The organism is Mangrovibacter sp. MFB070 (assembly GCF_000705335.1).
GTDB lineage: Bacteria > Pseudomonadota > Gammaproteobacteria > Enterobacterales > Enterobacteriaceae > Mangrovibacter > Mangrovibacter plantisponsor.
This window is the reverse complement of record NZ_JJMI01000022.1, coordinates 269,755-287,881: the sequence shown is the minus strand read 5'-3', so window position 1 is coordinate 287,881 and position 18,127 is coordinate 269,755. Positions and strand designations below refer to the sequence as shown.

The 18,127-nt window shown below is 49.2% G+C and carries 18 protein-coding genes and 1 tRNA gene; 11 read left to right on the top strand and 8 right to left on the bottom strand.

Going from position 1 to position 18,127, the window contains the following annotated elements; translation table 11 throughout:
- The first annotated feature begins 138 nt into the window (after positions 1–138).
- The 4 genes from pyrC to solA all read left to right on the top strand — a co-directional run bounded on the left by pyrC (position 139) and on the right by solA (position 3,303).
- Positions 139–1,182 (top strand): dihydroorotase, encoded by a 1,044-nt coding sequence (gene pyrC, locus DT73_RS10615; protein WP_036108132.1) that lies wholly within the window; start codon positions 139–141, stop codon positions 1,180–1,182.
- Positions 1,183–1,250: 68 nt separating this feature from the next.
- Positions 1,251–1,496: a DNA damage-inducible protein I gene (gene dinI / locus DT73_RS10610; RefSeq protein ID WP_036108778.1), complete on the top strand. Its 246-nt coding sequence runs from the start codon at positions 1,251–1,253 to the stop codon at positions 1,494–1,496.
- A gap of 269 nt (positions 1,497–1,765) precedes the next feature.
- The gene (bssS, locus tag DT73_RS10605) at positions 1,766–2,020 is read left to right on the top strand and encodes a biofilm formation regulator BssS (protein ID WP_036108130.1); all 255 of its coding nucleotides are present in this window, start codon (positions 1,766–1,768) and stop codon (positions 2,018–2,020) included.
- A gap of 152 nt (positions 2,021–2,172) precedes the next feature.
- Positions 2,173–3,303, top strand: coding sequence for an N-methyl-L-tryptophan oxidase (gene solA, locus DT73_RS10600; protein ID WP_036108127.1), 1,131 nt, complete (start codon positions 2,173–2,175; stop codon positions 3,301–3,303).
- A 51-nt stretch (positions 3,304–3,354) separates the two neighbouring features.
- On the opposite strand, the gene DT73_RS10595 is transcribed toward solA, so the two are convergent.
- Entirely contained in the window at positions 3,355–4,404 is a 1,050-nt protein-coding gene (locus tag DT73_RS10595; protein WP_036108124.1) for a rhodanese-related sulfurtransferase, read from the bottom strand.
- A gap of 217 nt (positions 4,405–4,621) precedes the next feature.
- On the opposite strand from DT73_RS10595, the gene DT73_RS10590 reads away from it, so the two are divergent.
- On the top strand, positions 4,622–5,542 hold the full coding sequence (locus DT73_RS10590; protein WP_036108121.1) for a Kdo(2)-lipid IV(A) acyltransferase: 921 nt from the start codon (positions 4,622–4,624) through the stop codon (positions 5,540–5,542).
- A gap of 129 nt (positions 5,543–5,671) precedes the next feature.
- Positions 5,672–6,073, top strand: a complete 402-nt coding sequence (locus DT73_RS10585; protein WP_036108118.1) for a MysB family protein — start codon at positions 5,672–5,674, stop codon at positions 6,071–6,073.
- 39 nt (positions 6,074–6,112) lie between these two features.
- Here the strand turns inward: DT73_RS10585 and DT73_RS10580 are convergent, their stop codons facing one another.
- From DT73_RS10580 to mdoG, 3 genes are all read right to left on the bottom strand, one after another.
- Positions 6,113–6,340 (bottom strand): YceK/YidQ family lipoprotein, encoded by a 228-nt coding sequence (locus DT73_RS10580; protein ID WP_036108114.1) that lies wholly within the window; start codon positions 6,338–6,340, stop codon positions 6,113–6,115.
- A 114-nt stretch (positions 6,341–6,454) separates the two neighbouring features.
- Positions 6,455–8,971: a glucans biosynthesis glucosyltransferase MdoH gene (mdoH, locus tag DT73_RS10575; RefSeq protein ID WP_036108112.1), complete on the bottom strand. Its 2,517-nt coding sequence runs from the start codon at positions 8,969–8,971 to the stop codon at positions 6,455–6,457.
- A gap of 14 nt (positions 8,972–8,985) precedes the next feature.
- On the bottom strand, positions 8,986–10,521 hold the full coding sequence (mdoG, locus tag DT73_RS10570; protein WP_110025388.1) for a glucans biosynthesis protein MdoG: 1,536 nt from the start codon (positions 10,519–10,521) through the stop codon (positions 8,986–8,988).
- A 271-nt stretch (positions 10,522–10,792) separates the two neighbouring features.
- On the opposite strand from mdoG, the gene mdoC reads away from it, so the two are divergent.
- Positions 10,793–11,947 (top strand): glucans biosynthesis protein MdoC, encoded by a 1,155-nt coding sequence (gene mdoC / locus DT73_RS10565; RefSeq protein ID WP_036108108.1) that lies wholly within the window; start codon positions 10,793–10,795, stop codon positions 11,945–11,947.
- A gap of 25 nt (positions 11,948–11,972) precedes the next feature.
- Here the strand turns inward: mdoC and DT73_RS10560 are convergent, their stop codons facing one another.
- On the bottom strand, positions 11,973–12,503 hold the full coding sequence (locus tag DT73_RS10560; protein WP_036108104.1) for an O-acetyl-ADP-ribose deacetylase: 531 nt from the start codon (positions 12,501–12,503) through the stop codon (positions 11,973–11,975).
- Positions 12,504–13,195: 692 nt separating this feature from the next.
- Between DT73_RS10560 and csgD the strand changes: the two genes are divergently transcribed.
- A complete protein-coding gene (gene csgD / locus DT73_RS10555; RefSeq protein WP_036108101.1) occupies positions 13,196–13,843 on the top strand; it encodes a biofilm master transcriptional regulator CsgD in 648 nt (215 codons plus the stop codon).
- Positions 13,844–13,902: 59 nt separating this feature from the next.
- On the opposite strand, the gene DT73_RS10550 is transcribed toward csgD, so the two are convergent.
- The 3 genes from DT73_RS10550 to ghrA all read right to left on the bottom strand — a co-directional run bounded on the left by DT73_RS10550 (position 13,903) and on the right by ghrA (position 16,268).
- Entirely contained in the window at positions 13,903–14,466 is a 564-nt protein-coding gene (locus DT73_RS10550; RefSeq protein WP_036108774.1) for a molecular chaperone, read from the bottom strand.
- A 54-nt stretch (positions 14,467–14,520) separates the two neighbouring features.
- A complete protein-coding gene (locus tag DT73_RS10545; RefSeq protein ID WP_036108098.1) occupies positions 14,521–15,258 on the bottom strand; it encodes a phosphatase in 738 nt (245 codons plus the stop codon).
- Positions 15,259–15,326: 68 nt separating this feature from the next.
- Positions 15,327–16,268: a glyoxylate/hydroxypyruvate reductase GhrA gene (gene ghrA, locus DT73_RS10540; RefSeq protein ID WP_036108096.1), complete on the bottom strand. Its 942-nt coding sequence runs from the start codon at positions 16,266–16,268 to the stop codon at positions 15,327–15,329.
- Between the two features lie 201 nt (positions 16,269–16,469).
- Here ghrA and DT73_RS10535 point away from each other — a divergent pair.
- The 3 genes from DT73_RS10535 (at position 16,470) to DT73_RS10525 (ending at position 18,024) form a co-directional block, all read left to right on the top strand.
- A tRNA-Ser gene (locus DT73_RS10535) sits at positions 16,470–16,557 on the top strand.
- A gap of 467 nt (positions 16,558–17,024) precedes the next feature.
- On the top strand, positions 17,025–17,609 hold the full coding sequence (locus DT73_RS10530; protein WP_036108094.1) for an undecaprenyl-diphosphatase: 585 nt from the start codon (positions 17,025–17,027) through the stop codon (positions 17,607–17,609).
- Positions 17,610–17,649: 40 nt separating this feature from the next.
- Positions 17,650–18,024, top strand: a complete 375-nt coding sequence (locus DT73_RS10525; RefSeq protein WP_036108091.1) for a cytochrome b562 — start codon at positions 17,650–17,652, stop codon at positions 18,022–18,024.
- The last annotated feature ends 103 nt before the right edge of the window (positions 18,025–18,127 follow it).

The window sequence follows — 18,127 nt, the reverse complement described above, 5'->3', positions numbered from 1 at the left end:
CAGCTCTTCTGCCCGCCCAACTGGCGGGCAAATAAATTTGTGCAGAAAAAGGTGCAAACGTAAACGTTTCCGCTTATCCTTTGTGCCCGGCTGAAGCCCACGAACACGTGTCTGACTTTTCCAACGCCGGAGCACTTCATGACTACACCCCAGGTATTAACTATCCGCCGCCCAGATGACTGGCACCTCCACTTACGTGATGGCGACATGCTACGCGCTGTTGTGCCTTATACCAGCGCTGTCTACCGCCGTGCGATTGTTATGCCAAACCTGGTGCCACCGGTGACCACGGTAGAAGCGGCGATAGCCTACCGCCAGCGTATTCTCGATGCCGTTCCCGACGACCATCAGTTTGAACCACTGATGACCTGCTACCTGACTGACAGCCTGGATCCCGACGAACTGGAGAAAGGTTTTGTTCAGGGCGTATTCACGGCGGCAAAACTGTATCCTGCCAATGCCACCACCAATTCAAGCCATGGTGTCAGCAGTATTGATGCCATTAATCCGGTGCTGGCCCGCATGGAAAAGATCGGTATGCCGCTGCTGGTGCATGGTGAGGTTACCCACGCCGATATCGATATTTTCGACAGAGAAGCCCGTTTTATTGAAACGGTAATGGAACCGTTGCGCCAACGTTTCCCGGCATTGCGCGTGGTTTTTGAACATATCACCACGAAAGAAGCCGCCCAGTATGTGCGCGAAGGTAATTCATTACTGGCGGCCACCATTACGCCACAACACCTGATGTTCAACCGTAACCACATGTTGGTTGGTGGTGTTCGCCCACATTTCTATTGCCTGCCAATTCTCAAGCGTAATGTGCACCAGGCCGCACTGCGTGAGTTAGTTGCCAGCGGCTGTGACCGGGTGTTTTTAGGCACAGACTCAGCGCCACATGGCAAACACCGTAAAGAAGCCAGCTGCGGCTGTGCCGGTTGCTTTAATGCACCTTCTGCGCTGGCTATTTACGCAACAGTGTTCGAAGAAATGAATGCTATGCAACACTTCGAAGCATTTTGTTCATTCAACGGCCCGCGTTTTTATGGGCTGCCAGTAAACGAAGACACTCTGACACTGGTGCGCCGTGAAGAAGTGATGCCGGAAGAAATTTCACTGGAAAACGATACGCTGGTACCGTTCCTTGCCGGGGAAGTTCTTAACTGGAGTATTAAACCCTGATTAATTAACTTGCCCCCCTCATGATATTACTGTATAAATACACAGTATATTTCACAGGGGGGTTTGTTATGCGTATTGAAATTACTCTGGCGAAAAGCTCGCCACTGCCACCCGGTGCTATCGAAGCACTGACCAATGAATTATCCCGTCGAATTGCAGCGCAGTTTCCTGAACAACCAGGGAATGTATCTGTACGTTATGCCGGAGCCAATCAGCTCTCTGTCTTTGGTGGTGCCAAAGAAGATAAAGATCGTATCAGCGAAATTTTACAAGAAACCTGGGAAAGCGCAGACGACTGGTTCTGCGGCGAATAACCCTGTCCAATTTCCATTTTGGTATTTTTGCCGGGCACGCCGTCCGGCTTTTTTCGTCTTTATCTGAGCTATTATCGGCAGGAATCAGGTTTCTCCGAGATAAATGACGATTAATTGTGCTACAACACTAAATTATTGTAAAAAAAGTTTAGTTCTCAGTTAATCACTCCCATCAAAATTTATTTATTGGTATACTTACCCTTGCTTCACATATAAACATGCATTAAACCTCGAACGTCGTCGCCGTAGTTACGTATAAGGGGGTTATGATGGAAAAAAATAACGATGTGATCCAGACTCATCCCCTCGTAGGGTGGGATATCAGTACCGTAGACAGTTACGATGCGCTAATGCTGCGCTTACACTATCTGACGGCAAATCATCAAGATCCAGAAGAAACTGAAGTTGGTCAGACCTTGTGGCTAACGACAGACGTCGCCCGGCAATTTATTTCCATTCTCGAAGCCGGTATTGCAAAAATTGAATCCAATGATTACCAGGAAAACGATTACCGTAAGCATTAATCGGTTGTTAACTGTAAACAAAAGGCATCCAGTGTGATGCCTTTTTCATATTTCCCGGGTTGTTTGTCACGCGATTGTTAATTACCCTGCTATATATCCACTCTGCCATTATCACCTGTTTTTATCAGGGGTATTAATTTTGGAGACTATTTGTGACCCACTACGATTTCATCGTTGTTGGCAGCGGCTCTGTTGGCTCGGCTGCAGGTTGTTATGCCCGGCTGGCAGGTTTATCGGTGCTAATGATCGACAGTGCCATCCCACCTCATGAACAGGGCAGCCACCATGGAGACACCCGGCTTATTCGCCACGCGTATGGTGAAGGAGAGAAATATGTCCCGCTGGTCTTGCGTGCTCAAGCCTTGTGGGATGCGCTGCAACAACACACTGAACTTCCCCTGTTTCAGCGTACCGGGGTTATCAATGTCGGCCCTGAAGGCTCCGAATTTTTAGCTAACATGCGCCACAGTGCACAACGCTGGTCCATTCCGTTAGAGAGTATGACGGCATCGGATATAGCCGAACGCTGGCCTGCTCTGCGCATTCCTGGTGACTACGAAGCCCTGTTTGAGCCCAATGCAGGTGTACTCAAAAGTGAAAACGCGGTAGCAACATGGGTGAAGCTCGCAAGAGAAGCGGGATGCGCGCAACTGTTTAACTGTGCAGTTAGTGCAATACATTACCAGGATAGCAGTATTCAGGTGGATACCGCTGATGGCAGCTTTACTGCAGGCCGCCTGCTGGTCAGTGCCGGAACCTGGGTAACCCGGTTGATTCCATCTCTGCCAGTCAGCCCGGTACGCAAAGTATTTGGCTGGTTCCAGGCCGACGGGCGCTACAGTGCTGATAACGGTTTTCCTGCTTTTACCGGCGAACTGCCCGACGGTAACCAGTTTTATGGTTTCCCTGCCAGCGATAACGCACTAAAAATCGGTAAGCATAACGGCGGGCAGCCCATCAGTACCCCCGAAGAGCGCACACCCTTTGGCAGTGAAACGGGCGACGGCTCGGAGTGCTTTGCATTTTTGCGCCAGTTCCTGCCAGGCATTGGTGGCTGCCTGTATGGCGCATCATGTACTTACGACAATTCCCCCGATGAAGACTTTATCATTGATACCCTGCCAGAAAACCGCGATGTCATGGTTGTTACCGGGCTAAGCGGCCATGGCTTCAAATTTGCGCCAGTGTTAGGCGAAATAGCCAGCCTGTTTGCTCAGGGGAAAAGCTGCACATTTGATTTAAGCCCTTTTCGCCTGAACAGATTTGGAAGCGGCGAGAAATAACCTGTCAATCTGTTGGCCCGGCACACCTGTACAGAGGCGTGCCGGAACAAATTACTCATCTTCCGGGCTGTTCAGCGTAAGCTTCAGGCGCTGGCGGGATTTATTAAAAATACGGGCTGCATTTTCGCGCCCGGCGCGGCGCTGGCGCTGCTCGGCTTCAGGCAACTGGTGCTCCTGCTGGCACTGTTCACTACAACACCCGTCATATTGCTCCGCACAGGCCGGGCACTGAATAAACAATAAATGGCACCCTTCATTTTTGCAGTTGGTGTGGCTGTCGCAAGGTGCCCCGCACTGGTGGCAGTGAGCAATAACATCAGGTGAGATTCGCTCCCCCATGCGGGCATCAAACACAAAGTTCTTGCCAATAAACCGTACCGGCAGCCCCTGCTCTCTCGCCTTACGAACATATTCAATAATGCCGCCTTCCACATGAGAAACCCGGGTGAAGCCCTGGTACTTCATCCACGCACTGGCTTTTTCACAGCGGATCCCACCGGTGCAGTACATGACAATATTTTTATCTTTGTAAGGCGCCATCATTTCTGCCGCTTTGGGCAACTGCTCACGGAATGTGTCTGCGGGTATCTCCAGTGCGCCCTCGAAATGCCCCACTTCATATTCATAGTGATTACGCATATCAATGAACACGGTATCCGGGTCATCAAGCATCTGGTTGACTTGTTCAGCTTTCAGGTAATCACCCACATCACTGGGGTCAAACGCCGGGTCGTCAATGCCATCCGCCACGATACGGTCTCGCACCTTCATGCGCAGGACCCAGAAAGAGCGCCCGTCGTCATCCAGCGCAATATTCAGGCGCAGACCGTCAAGAGCCGGGTGAAAACGGTACAACTGCTCACGGAAAGCTTCAACATTGCCCTCCGGCACACTAATTTGTGCGTTGATTCCTTCAGGAGCCAGGTAGACGCGCCCAAACACCGCAAGCTGGCTGAATGCCAGGTACAGGGCATCACGAGTGGTATTCGGGTCTTCAATTGTGAAGTATTTATAGAAAGATATGGTTTTGCGAGGTTCTGTTTCCGCCAGCATGCGGGCTTTCAGTTCCTCATTGGAAACGCGGTTATGTAACACTGGCATGGTGTTCACTCTGCTCCTGAAGAAAATAGCCCGGCATGATATAGCAATCTACGCTAAATAACATCCATACAAAATACGCTACATTTCACGGCTATAATTATGCACAGAGAGAATAACTGGTGCTAAAAGCACCGTTCTGTACTGAGATATTTTGGGCATTATTCAAATGATGCCACAATACGACTTATGGAGATCAGTAATTTCTGATGGGAGCTGCATGACACATTTACCCCAATTCAACCGTTCACTTCTTCACCCCAAATACTGGCTAACCTGGCTTGGGATTGGCCTGCTCTGGTTGCTGGTGCTGCTTCCCTACCCACTCATCTATCGCCTTGGGTGTTTCATGGGCCGCATGGCAATGCATGTAATGAAAGACCGGGTGCGCATTGCACAACGTAATCTGCAGCTGTGTTTTCCACACAAGAGTGATGCAGAGCGCCAGGAACTGGTGGTAAAAAACTTTGAATCGGTCGGTATGGGGTTAATGGAAACCGGAATGGCCTGGTTCTGGCCTGACTGGCGTGTCGCCCGCTGGTTCGATGTGTCAGGGGTTGAAGCAGTTAAACAATTACTGGCTGAAAAACGGGGGATTTTGCTGATCGGAGTACATTTTCTGACACTGGAACTGGGTGCGCGTATTTTCGGGATGCAGACACCGGGTATCGGCGTCTATCGCCCCAATGACAACCCGCTGATTGACTGGTTGCAAACCTGGGGGCGGGTCCGTTCCAATAAAGCCATGCTGGATCGTAAAGACTTTAAAGGCATGGTAAAAGCACTCAAAAGTGGTGAAATTGTCTGGTATGCGCCGGATCATGATTATGGCCCGCGCAGCAGTGTGTTTGTTCCGTTTTTCGCAGTTGAGCAGGCCGCAACCACCTCTGGTACCTGGATGCTGGCGCGGATGTCTAAAGCCTGTATTGTGCCCTTTGTTCCTCGCCGTAAACCGAATGGCACAGGTTATGAATTACTGGTGCTGGAGCCTGAACTGGATATTCCCCTTGGCTCAGCCGAAGAAACAGCCAGCTGGATGAATAAGGTGGTTGAGAAATGTATTTTACTTGCACCGGACCAGTACATGTGGCTGCATCGCCGTTTTAAAACCCGCCCGGAAGGGGTGCCTTCCCGTTACTGAGTTCCCACCTCTCTGTCTGCTGCAGAGAGGTTTTCTTGTTATTTCCCACTGTAATATGGTTGACGCTCACCAGAGTGCTGTCTATAAATTCCTGATACCCCCCGACAACATTGTTACAGGAGTTTATGTATGACCGGCAGCGAACTGAACTACTACTCCACGCTTGAAGAAGCACTTGATGCAGCCCGTGAAGAGTATTTTGCCAGTCATCCCGACCTTGATGAGGATGATGTCGATATTCAGCAGCTCAATATTCAAAAATACATTCTGCAGGATGGCGAGGAGATGTGGGTTGCCTGTTTTTTCGATGACGAAAATGAAGCCGATGAACAGGGTGATTATATTCCCGTGCTGTACGGCCCGGCTGCCCAGTCTGTTTTCAATGGTGATTTTGATGAAGCAGAGTTGCGCATGGAATGGGTGGAAGAAAACACGCTGCACGAATGGGATGAAGGTGAATTCCAGTATGAACCGCCACTGGATGACGAAGAAGGCAGCGAAGCCGCAGATGAATGGGACGAACAGGAATAACACTGCTCCCCGCCTGATGCCTGAGCCTGGCGGGGGAAATTATTCGTAAGGCCCGTGATGTACGTCAACCGGTAACAGCAGCGTATCGGCAATCAGTGAAAAGGGTAAATCAATTACCGTCAGGTAGCGCCAGGCTGAATCTCTCACATCCCACTGCACACCGGGATAATACTGGTTACCATGCCCCTGCCCGGGAACAGTCCGGCTGATTATGCTGCCACAACCACTTAATAATAGTGCCATGACAAGAATGCCCGTCGTTCGCAAATTTACCGCCTTTAAAATGAAGCCGTTTGCTTAATCATAGTGAAAAATTCATGGCTGCTATTTTTCTCATCTCCCAGTAACAAACAACCGGCCCGAAGGCCGGCTGTATAGACATTACTGAGCTTTGCTTATTTGCGAGCCCCCGGAGATATTATTCCAGGCATTTACCCAGGAAGAATATTTTTCCGGCGCAGTCCAGACACGGTAATGCATTCTTGCCATTGTCACCGGGTCACTGAGCAGCACCAGGCGGCGGTCACGGTTGAGTTTATCCGGCGTTTCATTGAGCGCCTGCTCAACGTGCCGGTCACGCGCGATTTCCAGCACATGGCTCTTACCATGACGAGCTGTTGCCATTGCCGTAGCCAACGCGTTATATGTCGGATGAAAGACCGCCAGCATAAACCCATTGAGCAACTCACGCTCACGGTTACGTTTCAAATACGCTTCCGTATCCACCAGCACTTGTGGCGGCGAATACTCTTCCGGAATCAGGAAGAGCTTCCAGCGCTTAGTCCGCAACCCATTGGTTGCCCGGCTGGAAACTACCGAAACAAATGGCGAGAGGATCAGCGAGAATACAATAGGTGCCAGCCAGAACAGGAAACGCAGATCCAGCCATGCCATGCCAATTGCCCAAACCAGGCCCAGCAACAACTGCGAACCATGGCGCATGAAGGCTTCACCCCATGGCGTGGAGTCATCATCACGCTGAGGAGAATTCCACACCACTTCCCAGCCCAAAAAGGCACTGACCACAAACACGGTATGGAACAACATGCGTACCGGTGCCAAAAGCACTGAGAACAGCACTTCCAGAATCAGCGAGATCAACAGACGAAACGCCCCGCCAAACTCTTTGGATCCTTTACACCAAATCAGCAATACACTCAGAAGCTTAGGCAGGAACAAGAGCACCATCGTTGAGGCAAACAAGGCAATAGCCAGTTCCGGGCGCCACTGCGGCCACACCGGGAATAATTGCCTTGGCTGCAGGAAGTACTGCGGTTCCGTAAGGGCATGTACCACCTGCAAAGCGGTGGACAACGCCAGGAACATAAACCACAACGGTGCAGACAGGTAAGACATCACCCCCGTCAGGAACACAGCGCGGTGCACCGGGTGCATACCTTTAACCAGGAACAAACGGAAGTTCATCAGGTTACCGTGGCACCACCGGCGGTCACGTTTCAGTTCATCCAGCAGGTTAGGCGGTAACTCTTCATAGGAACCGGGTAAATCGTAGGCTATCCATACACCCCACCCTGCACGGCGCATTAATGCTGCTTCAACAAAATCGTGCGAGAGAATAGAGCCGGCAAACGAGCCTTCACCCGGCAGCGGTGCCAGCGCACAGTGCTCAATGAAGGGTTTGACACGTATAATGGCGTTGTGCCCCCAGTAGTGGGATTCCCCCAACTGCCAGAAGTGCAAACCAGCGGTAAACAACGGCCCGTAGACGCGAGTCGCAAACTGCTGGCAACGAGCATACAACGTATCCATGCCAGACGCGCGCGGCGCAGACTGAATGATCCCTGCGTTCGGGTTTGCTTCCATTAAGCGCACCAGGCCAGTCAGGCAGTCGCCCGTCATCACGGAGTCAGCATCCAGTACTACCATATAACTGTACTGGCTGCCCCAACGACGGCAAAAGTCATCAATGTTGCCACTTTTGCGTTTCACCCGGCGGCGGCGGCGGCGGTAAAAAATCTGCCCTTCCCCACCAACTTCGGCGAGTAAATCCATCCAGGCTTTCTGCTCAGCGACGCAAATATCCGGGTTGTAACTGTCGCTCAGGATATAAACATCAAAATGCGCGTGTTGCCCCGTTGCTTTTACCGACTCCCAGGTAGCCCGCAACCCGGCAAATACCCGGTTAACATCTTCATTGCAGATAGGCATGATAAGCGCAGTACGGTGCTCAGGGTTAATTGGTTCGTCACCCACTGTCGAAGCAGAAATACTGTATTTATCCCGCCCAATAAGCAGTTGTAAAAAGCCCATCAGCGCGGTCCAGAAACCAGCTGATACCCAGCAGAACAACACCGCAAACAGAATCAGAATGCCGCTTTGCAGTACATAAGGCAGTATCTGCATGAACGACACCCATAAATCCTGCCCGACCATATCCGCAGGATTAATCATCGCCCAGCCCTGGTAAGGCAAAATGGTTTTCATATACCAGGTTGCCACAACAGTCTGAGAAATAGTGAGTAACAGGAGGATATAGCGGCGCAAAGTCCCCACCATACGCCACTTCTGCTCTGCCTTTTGCTCTTCTTTAGACAGCGAGTGATGGCGTGGTGAGCGTTCACGACCCAGCAAGCGTTCCCAAACACGCCCAATAGGGTTGGTGCGCCAGGGTTCCGGCGCCATTGAAGCGCGGTGGGTTGCAGGCATAGCCTGCAACTGATCACGACCTTCTTTATCTTTCACCATGACACTGCTGTTTGCCACGCCCGGCCAGTTCAGCGCAAGGCGGGGTTTAACAGATACCAGTGGCGAATCATCATCCCTTGAAAAAGCACCAGCCTGTGGTTCCAGAGCCTGGTGTATTGCTTTAATTTCCAGCCCTTTAAGAGCTGATTTCTGCGTGTCAGGCAGCGGCAGATTATCAATATAATCAGGCATAGTTTACAGTCAGCTTATTCATTAGCAGGGAGCTGGTAGCTCCAGGTTTCACTTAATGTCTGATCACCATTGACCAGGGCAGCCCGCATTTCTGTGGTCTTTTTCGGATCTTTAATTTTAACACGCAGAGTTAAACGCCAGCCTTTTGTCACCGGGTTATAACGTACGCTGTTTTCAACAATTTCACCGTTGTCCCCAATACTGGCCTGAGAAGCCACTGGTGTATTATCCGGCAATGTTTTCATCTGCGGCCCGTCAAAATCGACAATAAATGCGATAGTGCCATCGGGCTGGCGGATAAGGTTGGTTTGTTTCACGTCCCCCGTAGAACGGCGCGTTTGCGTTACCCATGCATTAGCCGGGTCATGCAATTTGCTTTCGTCTTTGGTAAACGTCAGTTTGTAGTTGAAATTCATTTCTTTGCCGGGATCAGGCAATTGGTCTGGCGTCCAGAATGCAACGATATTATCGTTGGTTTCATCATTGGTAGGAATTTCCACCAGTTCCACATGCCCTTTGCCCCAGTTGCCTTGCGGCTCAACCCATGCACTTGGGCGCTCGTCATAGCGATCATCCAGATCCTCGTAACGCGAGAACTGGCGGCCACGCTGCAACAGGCCAAAGCCCTGTGGGTTTTCCATACTATAGGTGCTGACCGCCAAATGTTTCGGGTTATTCAGCGGGCGCCAAATCCACTCGCCATTACCGGCATGAATAGACAGGCCATCTGAATCATGAATTTCAGGGCGGTAGTTAATTGTTGGTGAAGGCTGTTGCGGCCCATACAGGAACATACTGGTTAACGGCGCAATACCCAATTTACCCACTTTATCGCGCAAGTAGATTTTAGACTGCACATCAACCACGCTGTCACGCCCCGGGAACAGGACAAACCGGTAAGCCCCGGTAGCACGAGGAGAATCCAGCAACGCGTAAATAGTCAGGCGTTTATCTTCCGGTTTAGGGCGCTCAATCCAGAACTCACGGAAGCGTGGGAACTCTTCACCTGAAGGTAACGCCGTATCTATTGCCAGACCGCGGGCAGAAAGCCCGTACACCTGGCCTGCACCAATTACCCGGAAGTAACTGGCCCCCAGTACACTGAGGATCTCATCTTCTTTATCTTTACTGTTGATGGGATACAGTACTTTGAACCCGGCGAAGCCAAGGTCTTTGACGCTGTCTTTATCGTGCTTCACATCGCCAAAGTTAAAATAATCCGGACTGTATTTGATTTCATGCACACTGGTCGCCGTCACTTCATTAATTTTGACTGGCGTGTCGAAATACATGCCCTGATGGTAAAATTCGAGTCTGAACGGGGTTTTGAGGTTATGCCAGTAGGCTTTATCGTGATTGAACTGAATCTGCTGGTAATCGGCAAATTTCATGTCCTTGAAAACAGACGGCAGATTGCTCTTTGGCGCCTGGTAGCTGCTGCCCGCAAGGGATTTTGCCTGTTTTGCGACATCATCAATGGAGAACGCCCACACAGATGAGGTATAAAGCGACAGTAATACTGCCGCGCCGACCCAACGCATTTTCATCATTTCTAGTTTATGTTTCATATTAACCAGCACATCCCCCTTTGTGTGCTTAAATCAATCCGATCCATTCTAAAGTATACTTCAGGCTTCCGACAACCAAATCCCCTCCTGGTTCAACACACTGGCTCATGGATTAAACAACTGGCAACAAGTTTGCTTCCAATACGTCCTTTAATCCTGGAGACAGCCCCTGTGTCTTCGTGTAAGTTAGCCCGGACTGTAAACAATTCACCGTTTAAGGATAAGGTGAAAAGTCTGAGATTGTTGGAGTTTTATGAGTAATAAACCTGTGCAACGGGAATTTTTCCTCGATTCTATCCGGGCATGGTTGATGATATTAGGGATTCCTTTCCATATATCATTAATCTATTCCACTCATCAGTGGCACATTAACAGTGTCACGCCATCTTTGTGGCTGACCATTTTCAACGACTTCATCCATTCATTCAGAATGCAGGTTTTTTTCGTTATTTCTGGCTACTTTTCATGGATGCTCTACCTGCGCTACAACCGGAAACGGTGGTGGGTGCTGCGCACAGAGCGGGTGGCTATCCCGATGCTGGCCTCCATTCCTCTGCTGACACTGCCACAATTTTTCCTGCAGCAGCATTTAAGTGGTGAAAACCGTAACTGGGGAAGCTTTACGTTCTACCAGAAATATAACACGCTGGTTTGGGAGCTGACTTCGCACCTGTGGTTCTTGCTGGTGCTGGTTATTCTGACGACATTAGGTTTATTTTTGTTTCAAAGAATAAAGCAAGGTAAAGGTTTCTCCTGGATTTTCCCTAACCCAGAAACGTTAACTTTGGGAAAACTCTCAGTTATATTTTTGTTGCTGGGGCTGGTTTATGCCACTTTTCGCCGAGTGATTTTTATTTTTGCACCACAGGCCCTTTCTGATGGCTTGTTTAATTTTACGGTTATGCAAACGCTGTTTTACCTACCCTTTTTCCTGCTCGGTGCGCTGGCATTTAAATATCCGTCACTGAAAGCCCGCTTCGTTCGCCCCCACGCAGGTTGTTATGTTGGTGCTCTGGCGGGGGTCGCCGCTTACATGCTGAACCAGCATTATGGTAGTGGTGATAAGTGGTTGTATGAAACTGACAGTGTAATAACCATGCTGCTCGGAATATGGATGGTCAATGTGGTGTTTTCCTTCGGGCATACCTTACTGAACAGCCACTCACCGCGTGTGACTTATTTCGTCAACGCTTCGCTGTTTATTTACCTGGTACACCACCCACTGACACTTATTTTCGGCGGTTTTATCATGCCGCATATTGCATCCAATACGCTGGGCTTTGTCACTGGCATGGTATTTGTCATAGGCATTGCCATCGTGCTGTATGAAATTCACCTGCGTATCCCTGTACTGCGTTTCCTGTTTTCAGGAAAACCCCAGCGCAAGAGCGATGCTGCTACGGTGTAATCCGCTGGTCTGGCAGAGTTTTCTGTCAGACCGCATCACAATTCATCAGCAAGTGCTGGTATAAATCATGGGTTTCCTGGTCGTAACAACAGAACACTACCTGGTGCGGCAAAGAGTGGTTGCGCAGGAAATCACACACGGTGCTCATCGCAATCTGAGCCGCAGCAGGTTTCGGATACCCGTAAATTCCGGTACTGATAGCCGGGAAGGCAATGCGCTGGTAACCATGAGATGCGGCAAGTTGCAGGCTGTTATGGTAAGCATCAGCCAGTAACCCCGCTTCATCGCAGTCTCCCCCCTGCCAGACCGGGCCAACCGCATGAATAATCGCTTTTACCGGTATATCGCCTGCCCCCGTAATCACGGCCTGGCCTGTCGGGCAGGCGCCATTCTGCCGGTAAATTGCAGCACATTGTTCCAGTAACTCAGGCCCGGCAGCATGGTGAATCGCCCCATCAACGCCACCGCCGCCCTGTAGTTGAGCATTTGCCGCATTGACAATAACATCCACATCCAACGACGTGATATCGCCAGAAATAACCGAGATACGAGACATAAATCGCTCCTCTTACCGCAGAACGAAACACCTGCCTTCGGTGATGCCCGGCAGGGCTCCCTGTTATAAGGGTAGCCAGGCGGGCCGCGATAAACTGCTTACCTCCTCCCAGTTTTACCTGAATCCCTGCGGATAAACACCAGCAAAATGTGTTTTCTGTTGCCTGTTCTTTCGCAGGCAGAAACCCTTGTTTCGGCGCATCTGATACTTAACCCGATTTAACCCAATGCAATGACATTACTATTACTTAAATAAAATTACGTCACCACTACACTTTCATCTTAAGAAAACTATAAAAAAGGGAAGCTACTAAAAAATAGTTATTAACATGCGAAAAAATCTTAAATTTAAATATATTAAATACCATATAATCAATAACTTAATTAAATACACCCTATTAAATATAGTAGGTTTTTAATTTTCAGATAAATTCCATTTCATTCATTCAGCAAACACCAATGAAACATTTTTAAATCTAAATTTACTAAATGTTACAGCCAAAAGGTTTGCCTGAACAGGCTAACTGAATAGATTGAAACAATAGCTTTTCATTGCCATTTTGATTTCGCACCCTCAATGGATGGATGGGGTAATAACGTCACACAGCAGCACGTCACCTGTCAGTTGAAAAAGGTTTGCCGTAATTGTGAAAACGTTCTATTGCAGGTGCCATAAACCCGTGGAGTTACATCATGTATCATGAATTCCATCGCTTACATGCCCAGACATTGTTGTTGATAACCAGGCCGTCGCTTCTTTCCACGGCTCTGTTCCAGTATCTGCGCACAGAACTGGACCTGGAAGGTCACATCCATAATATCCAGCAACCTCTGGAAGCCATTCCTGGCAATACGCTTATTCTGTTTGATATGGCGTTTGCTGAACGTAATCATATTCATTACTGGCAAGAAGTGCTTAGCCATACCACGGCGGGTAGCCAGGTTTTACTTATCAATATGCCAAACACTCAGCCTGAGCATAATGTCAGTAACTGGCAGCATATTGCAGGTGTGTTTTTTGTCAGTGAGAGTGAAAAGAGCGTACTGGAAGGTATTGGTGGTATTTTGCGCGGAGAACACGACTTTTCAAGCCAGATTGCCAGCCACTGGATGAAGTCATCACCCCGCTCTGAACCTTATATCTACGAATCTTCTTCACTGACTCAGCGTGAAAAGGAGATCCTGAATAAATTGCGCATTGGTGCATCCAACAATGAAATTGCCCGTTCGTTATTTATCAGCGAAAACACAGTAAAAACGCACCTGTACAATCTGTTCCGCAAGATTTCAGTGAAGAACCGTACCCAGGCTGTTTCCTGGGCCAATAATCATATGATGTAAAAAACCGGCACTGATGCCGGTTTCTCTGTTTAGTCTTTCTGCTGGGCAGGCTGCAATATTTACTGTTGTGACTGCTCGTCTTCTTCCTGAAGTTCATCCCACATAGCCTGAATGGCTTCACGAGTGACCTGGGCCAGCGTGCGCCAGAATACAGTCGTAGCATGGGCTTCAACTTTACCAAGGAAAGTGCCGCACCATGGAAGCAAAAAACTGTCAAACAGGGTCTGCAAGGCGAGAGATTCATCTTCCTGAGCCTGGTCTTCAAGCCAGGATGCCGCCAGTAAGATACCGCCAAAGTTGTCTGCCGGGGAATCTGACAACGGCATACCACGGCTGCTGAGAAACTCGCGGATTTCAGCTTCGTTGCTCCCTTCAACCCAGGCGCTACGCAATGGGCTAACGCGGCACTCATCGCCAACAAACAGGGAGTGGTAGTCTTCGCTGACCGCGGCCATATCTGTATGCTCTTGCAGGCGAGCCAGCAACTCCTCCTGCTCTAAAGGCCAGCTTTGTGCCAGCTTACCTTCCTGAATCGCTGTGTAGAGCGGTACCAACAATGGGTCCTGAGGTTGGCGGTAAAAAAGTGAACCTAAAATACGGCAAAGAATAGAAAACTCATTCATTATCATGACCTTTTCCAGGCATCGGCCTGCAGGGTTAATTCAATTGCAGCAAATTCAGAGTGCTGCGAACTCTTCAACAGGCGCCATACCATGGGATTCCAGAAAATCCAGTAACCGGCGCGGCGATACATTTAAAATACGCTCACGAGGAAAAGCGACTTTATTGAGGATCTTTTCACATTCATGAAAGTGCCCAAGGGTAAAAGCAGTATGCGAATCAGACCCTAATGATAGCCACCCACCCGCTTCTTTCACTGCCGCTGCAATTTCGGTGCAGTTAGCTTCAGACCCTTTACGCGAGTGGGTGAACGAGGAATTATTCAGCTCCAGCGCCACGTTGTAACGCGCAGCCGCGTCCGCAATGGCCGGGATATCAACAGGAAATTTGGGGTTACCGGGGTGGCTGATGATATGGACTTTACCCGATGCCATAGCCGCAATCATTGCTGTGGTATGGGTGTCTTTATCTGCCGGCGGGAAAACAGGCTCATGGAAACCGGCAACCACCAAATCCAGTGAATCACGCATATGCCCCACACAATCCGTTTCACCATCGGTATTTTTAATGTTCGCTTCAATACCACGTAAAATACCCACACCATCAACCATCCGCGGCCAGATGCGCATATTGACGAAGTGCCAGTAATGGGGTGCATCCGCCATTTCCGGACCGTGGTCAGTAATTGCAAACAGTTTGATACCAGCAGCTTTCGCCTGAGCGATGTAATCGTGAAGGGTGCTGTATGCATGGGTACTGGCAACCGTATGCATATGCAAATCTACGGGGTACATAGCAATCTCCTGTTAAAAACAACAACAATGATAACAGTTATCTTTCCGGATGTTGATACAGCGGCGTGTCAGTAACCTCGTTCTTTATCGACCTGCCCGGCGGGTGTAGTGCCTTGCTCAAGAGCATTCATCAATTTTGCCAGGTAGATAATGGCGTCATCAAGCCGTGTGGAGGCAGCAATATGCGGGGTAATTGTTACACGCGGATGTCGCCACAAAGGGTTATTCGCGGGTAAAGGTTCCTCACGCACAACATCAAGCGTAGCACGCAAAATCTGCCCTGATTCCACTGCGGCGATGAGGTCACCTTCAACAACATGCGCACCGCGCCCGAGGTTCAACAGAAATGCGCCTTGTGGTAAGCGCGCCAGTAAAGCCTGGTTAATCATGCCCTCTGTTTGCGGGGTGTGTGGTAATAAATTAATAAGCACCCGCGTTTCTGATAAAAATGCATTCAGGGACTCATTGCCAGCAAAACTGCTCACACCCGGCCAGTCTTTCGGCTGGCGGCTCCAGGTACGTACTGGAAAGCCCCAGGGTAACAGGCTTTCTGCCACACACTTGCTCAGTACACCAGCCCCAAGTATGCCTACGGTGAAGTCACCAGGCTGGTACTCATCAAGAGGCTCCCAGCGCCCTTCCTGCTGCAATTCCTGGTAATCATCAAACCGGCGAAACCAGCGCAATACCTGGCTTACCGCGAATTCCTGCATTTGTTTTCCCATGCCCGCATCTTCAAGTCGATAGAGCGGCACATGCGCCGGGATCAAATCCGGGTCTTGTTTGAGCTGGTTAAGCACGGAATCCACCCCAGCACCAAGAGCAATAACGGCCTTCAGGTTGTGCCGCCCGGCAAGCATTTCCCGCGGCGGGTGCCAGACCAACGCAAAGTCCGCAGGTGCGTTATCACCGGGTTGCCATACACGCACGGTGGCACCGGGCATGGCCTGTTCCAGGCTATGTACCCAACTGGCTGAATCAAAATCGGGGTGGTAGAAAAGTATCTGCATTGCGCCTCCTGTTTTACACAGGCTTACCGCAAAGAGAAGTTAACGCAAGAGCCATGGGAGAAAAAACAGCGTTTTTTGTTGGTTTTGCCAGCATTTTGCTGGAAGTTTAGCTAAACAGTTCTTTTTGCAAAAAAGTTGATTGACGCTGGCAGCGCTTTTCCCTAAATTAAGCGCCGTTCCACTCCGGTGGTTCAACAATTTGGTGAGGTGTCCGAGAGGCTGAAGGAGCACGCCTGGAAAGTGTGTATACGGCAACGTATCGAGGGTTCGAATCCCTCCCTCACCGCCATCTTTCATAGAAGAGCCTGTACTCACGTACAGGCTTTTTTATTGCCCGTGATTCAGAACCCTCGTCAGGGTTCGACTGATACCGCTGGTATCAGGACAACCTGTGCAACAGGTTGCCCCGCAGGGGTGAGCGCAGCGAATCAATCCCTCCCTCGCCATTCCCCTTTGGGGAATCCATCACTCAATGCCGCTCACAAACAGCCATTTCTGTTACCTGTAACTTCACGACCAGGTCCATACCCTTATTTTTACTGCATTAAGATATTCGCGACAGGCAGTTTAAATATTAAATTTTATAGGAATACATTCTTTCAATATCTTTTCTTTTTTTTGTAAACATTACCCCCCTTCACGAAATATTAAATTTCCTTAATAAATTTCTTCCACATTACCTTTACTACCTAAGGTTTTATTAATCTGCCAGTTCCAGAATTGTTCAATTGGTTACCTGAATGGAATTTTGCTGTTATGCTGGAATCACTGAACAAAGAATGGTTTTTATCTGTCAATGCTGTTCCAGGCACGCCCGATGGATTAATCGAACTGGCGAAATTCTGCGCGCAATACACGTTATACCTGATTCCAGCCCTGCTTTTAGGGCTGTGGTTTCTGGGCGACAAATACAACCGCAACCAGGCACTGGCATGTGCGATTACCGCACTGGTTGCTCTTGGGTTAGGAGCACTATGCAGTAAATTTTACTTCCATCCTCGCCCGTTTATGATCCCACTGGGGCATACATGGATTTTTCATGCAGCTGACACGTCATTCCCAAGTGATCATGGCACCCTGTTTTTCAGCGCGGGTATCGCATTGATGTTACACCGGGCGAGAGCCGCTGGTGGCTTTTTACTTGTTGTCAGCCTTTTTGTTGCCTGGTCGCGGGTCTTTCTCGGGGTTCACTTCCCATTCGATATGCTCGGTGCGTTACTGGTGGCAATTATTGCCAACACCCTCGTCTTCCCTGTATGGGAAAAATACGGTGGCTCAGCCACAACATTATGTGAGTCAGTTAGTAATAAATTGTTCTTTAAATTCCCTCTAAAAGGGTAACCCTAATCTGCGACCCTATATTCTTCCTTACGGAGTTATTATGAAGAAAAACATATTCTCTCTGGTGCTGCCTGGTATCTTTCTGTGTATTGCCAGTAATGCGTCTGCCAGTACAGTAAGCGTTCAGCATTCAATGGAAAAAATGAGCACGAGTTACCGTTCAATGATGAAAGATAACAACCTTAATGCGTTTAAAAAAGACCTGTCTGCATTTAAGCAGTCAGCACAAACTGCACAGAAAACATCATTGAATGATTCGGGAAAAACAGTATTTGATGAAGGCATGAAGAAATTGCTTAATGAAGTGGATACCATTGAACAACATGCTCAAACCCAGAATTTGAACGATGTAAAAGCAGAAGCAAAAAAATTACGCAACATTATGGAGCAGTATCACAGTAAGCTGGGGGTCTGAATCACTGGCTTCTTGTTGCCCCAGGGTGGAGTGTTGCAACACTCCGCCTTACTGCTTACCCAAAAATAGTTTCACCAGCAACAGTAGCGAATAAGCTCGTGAA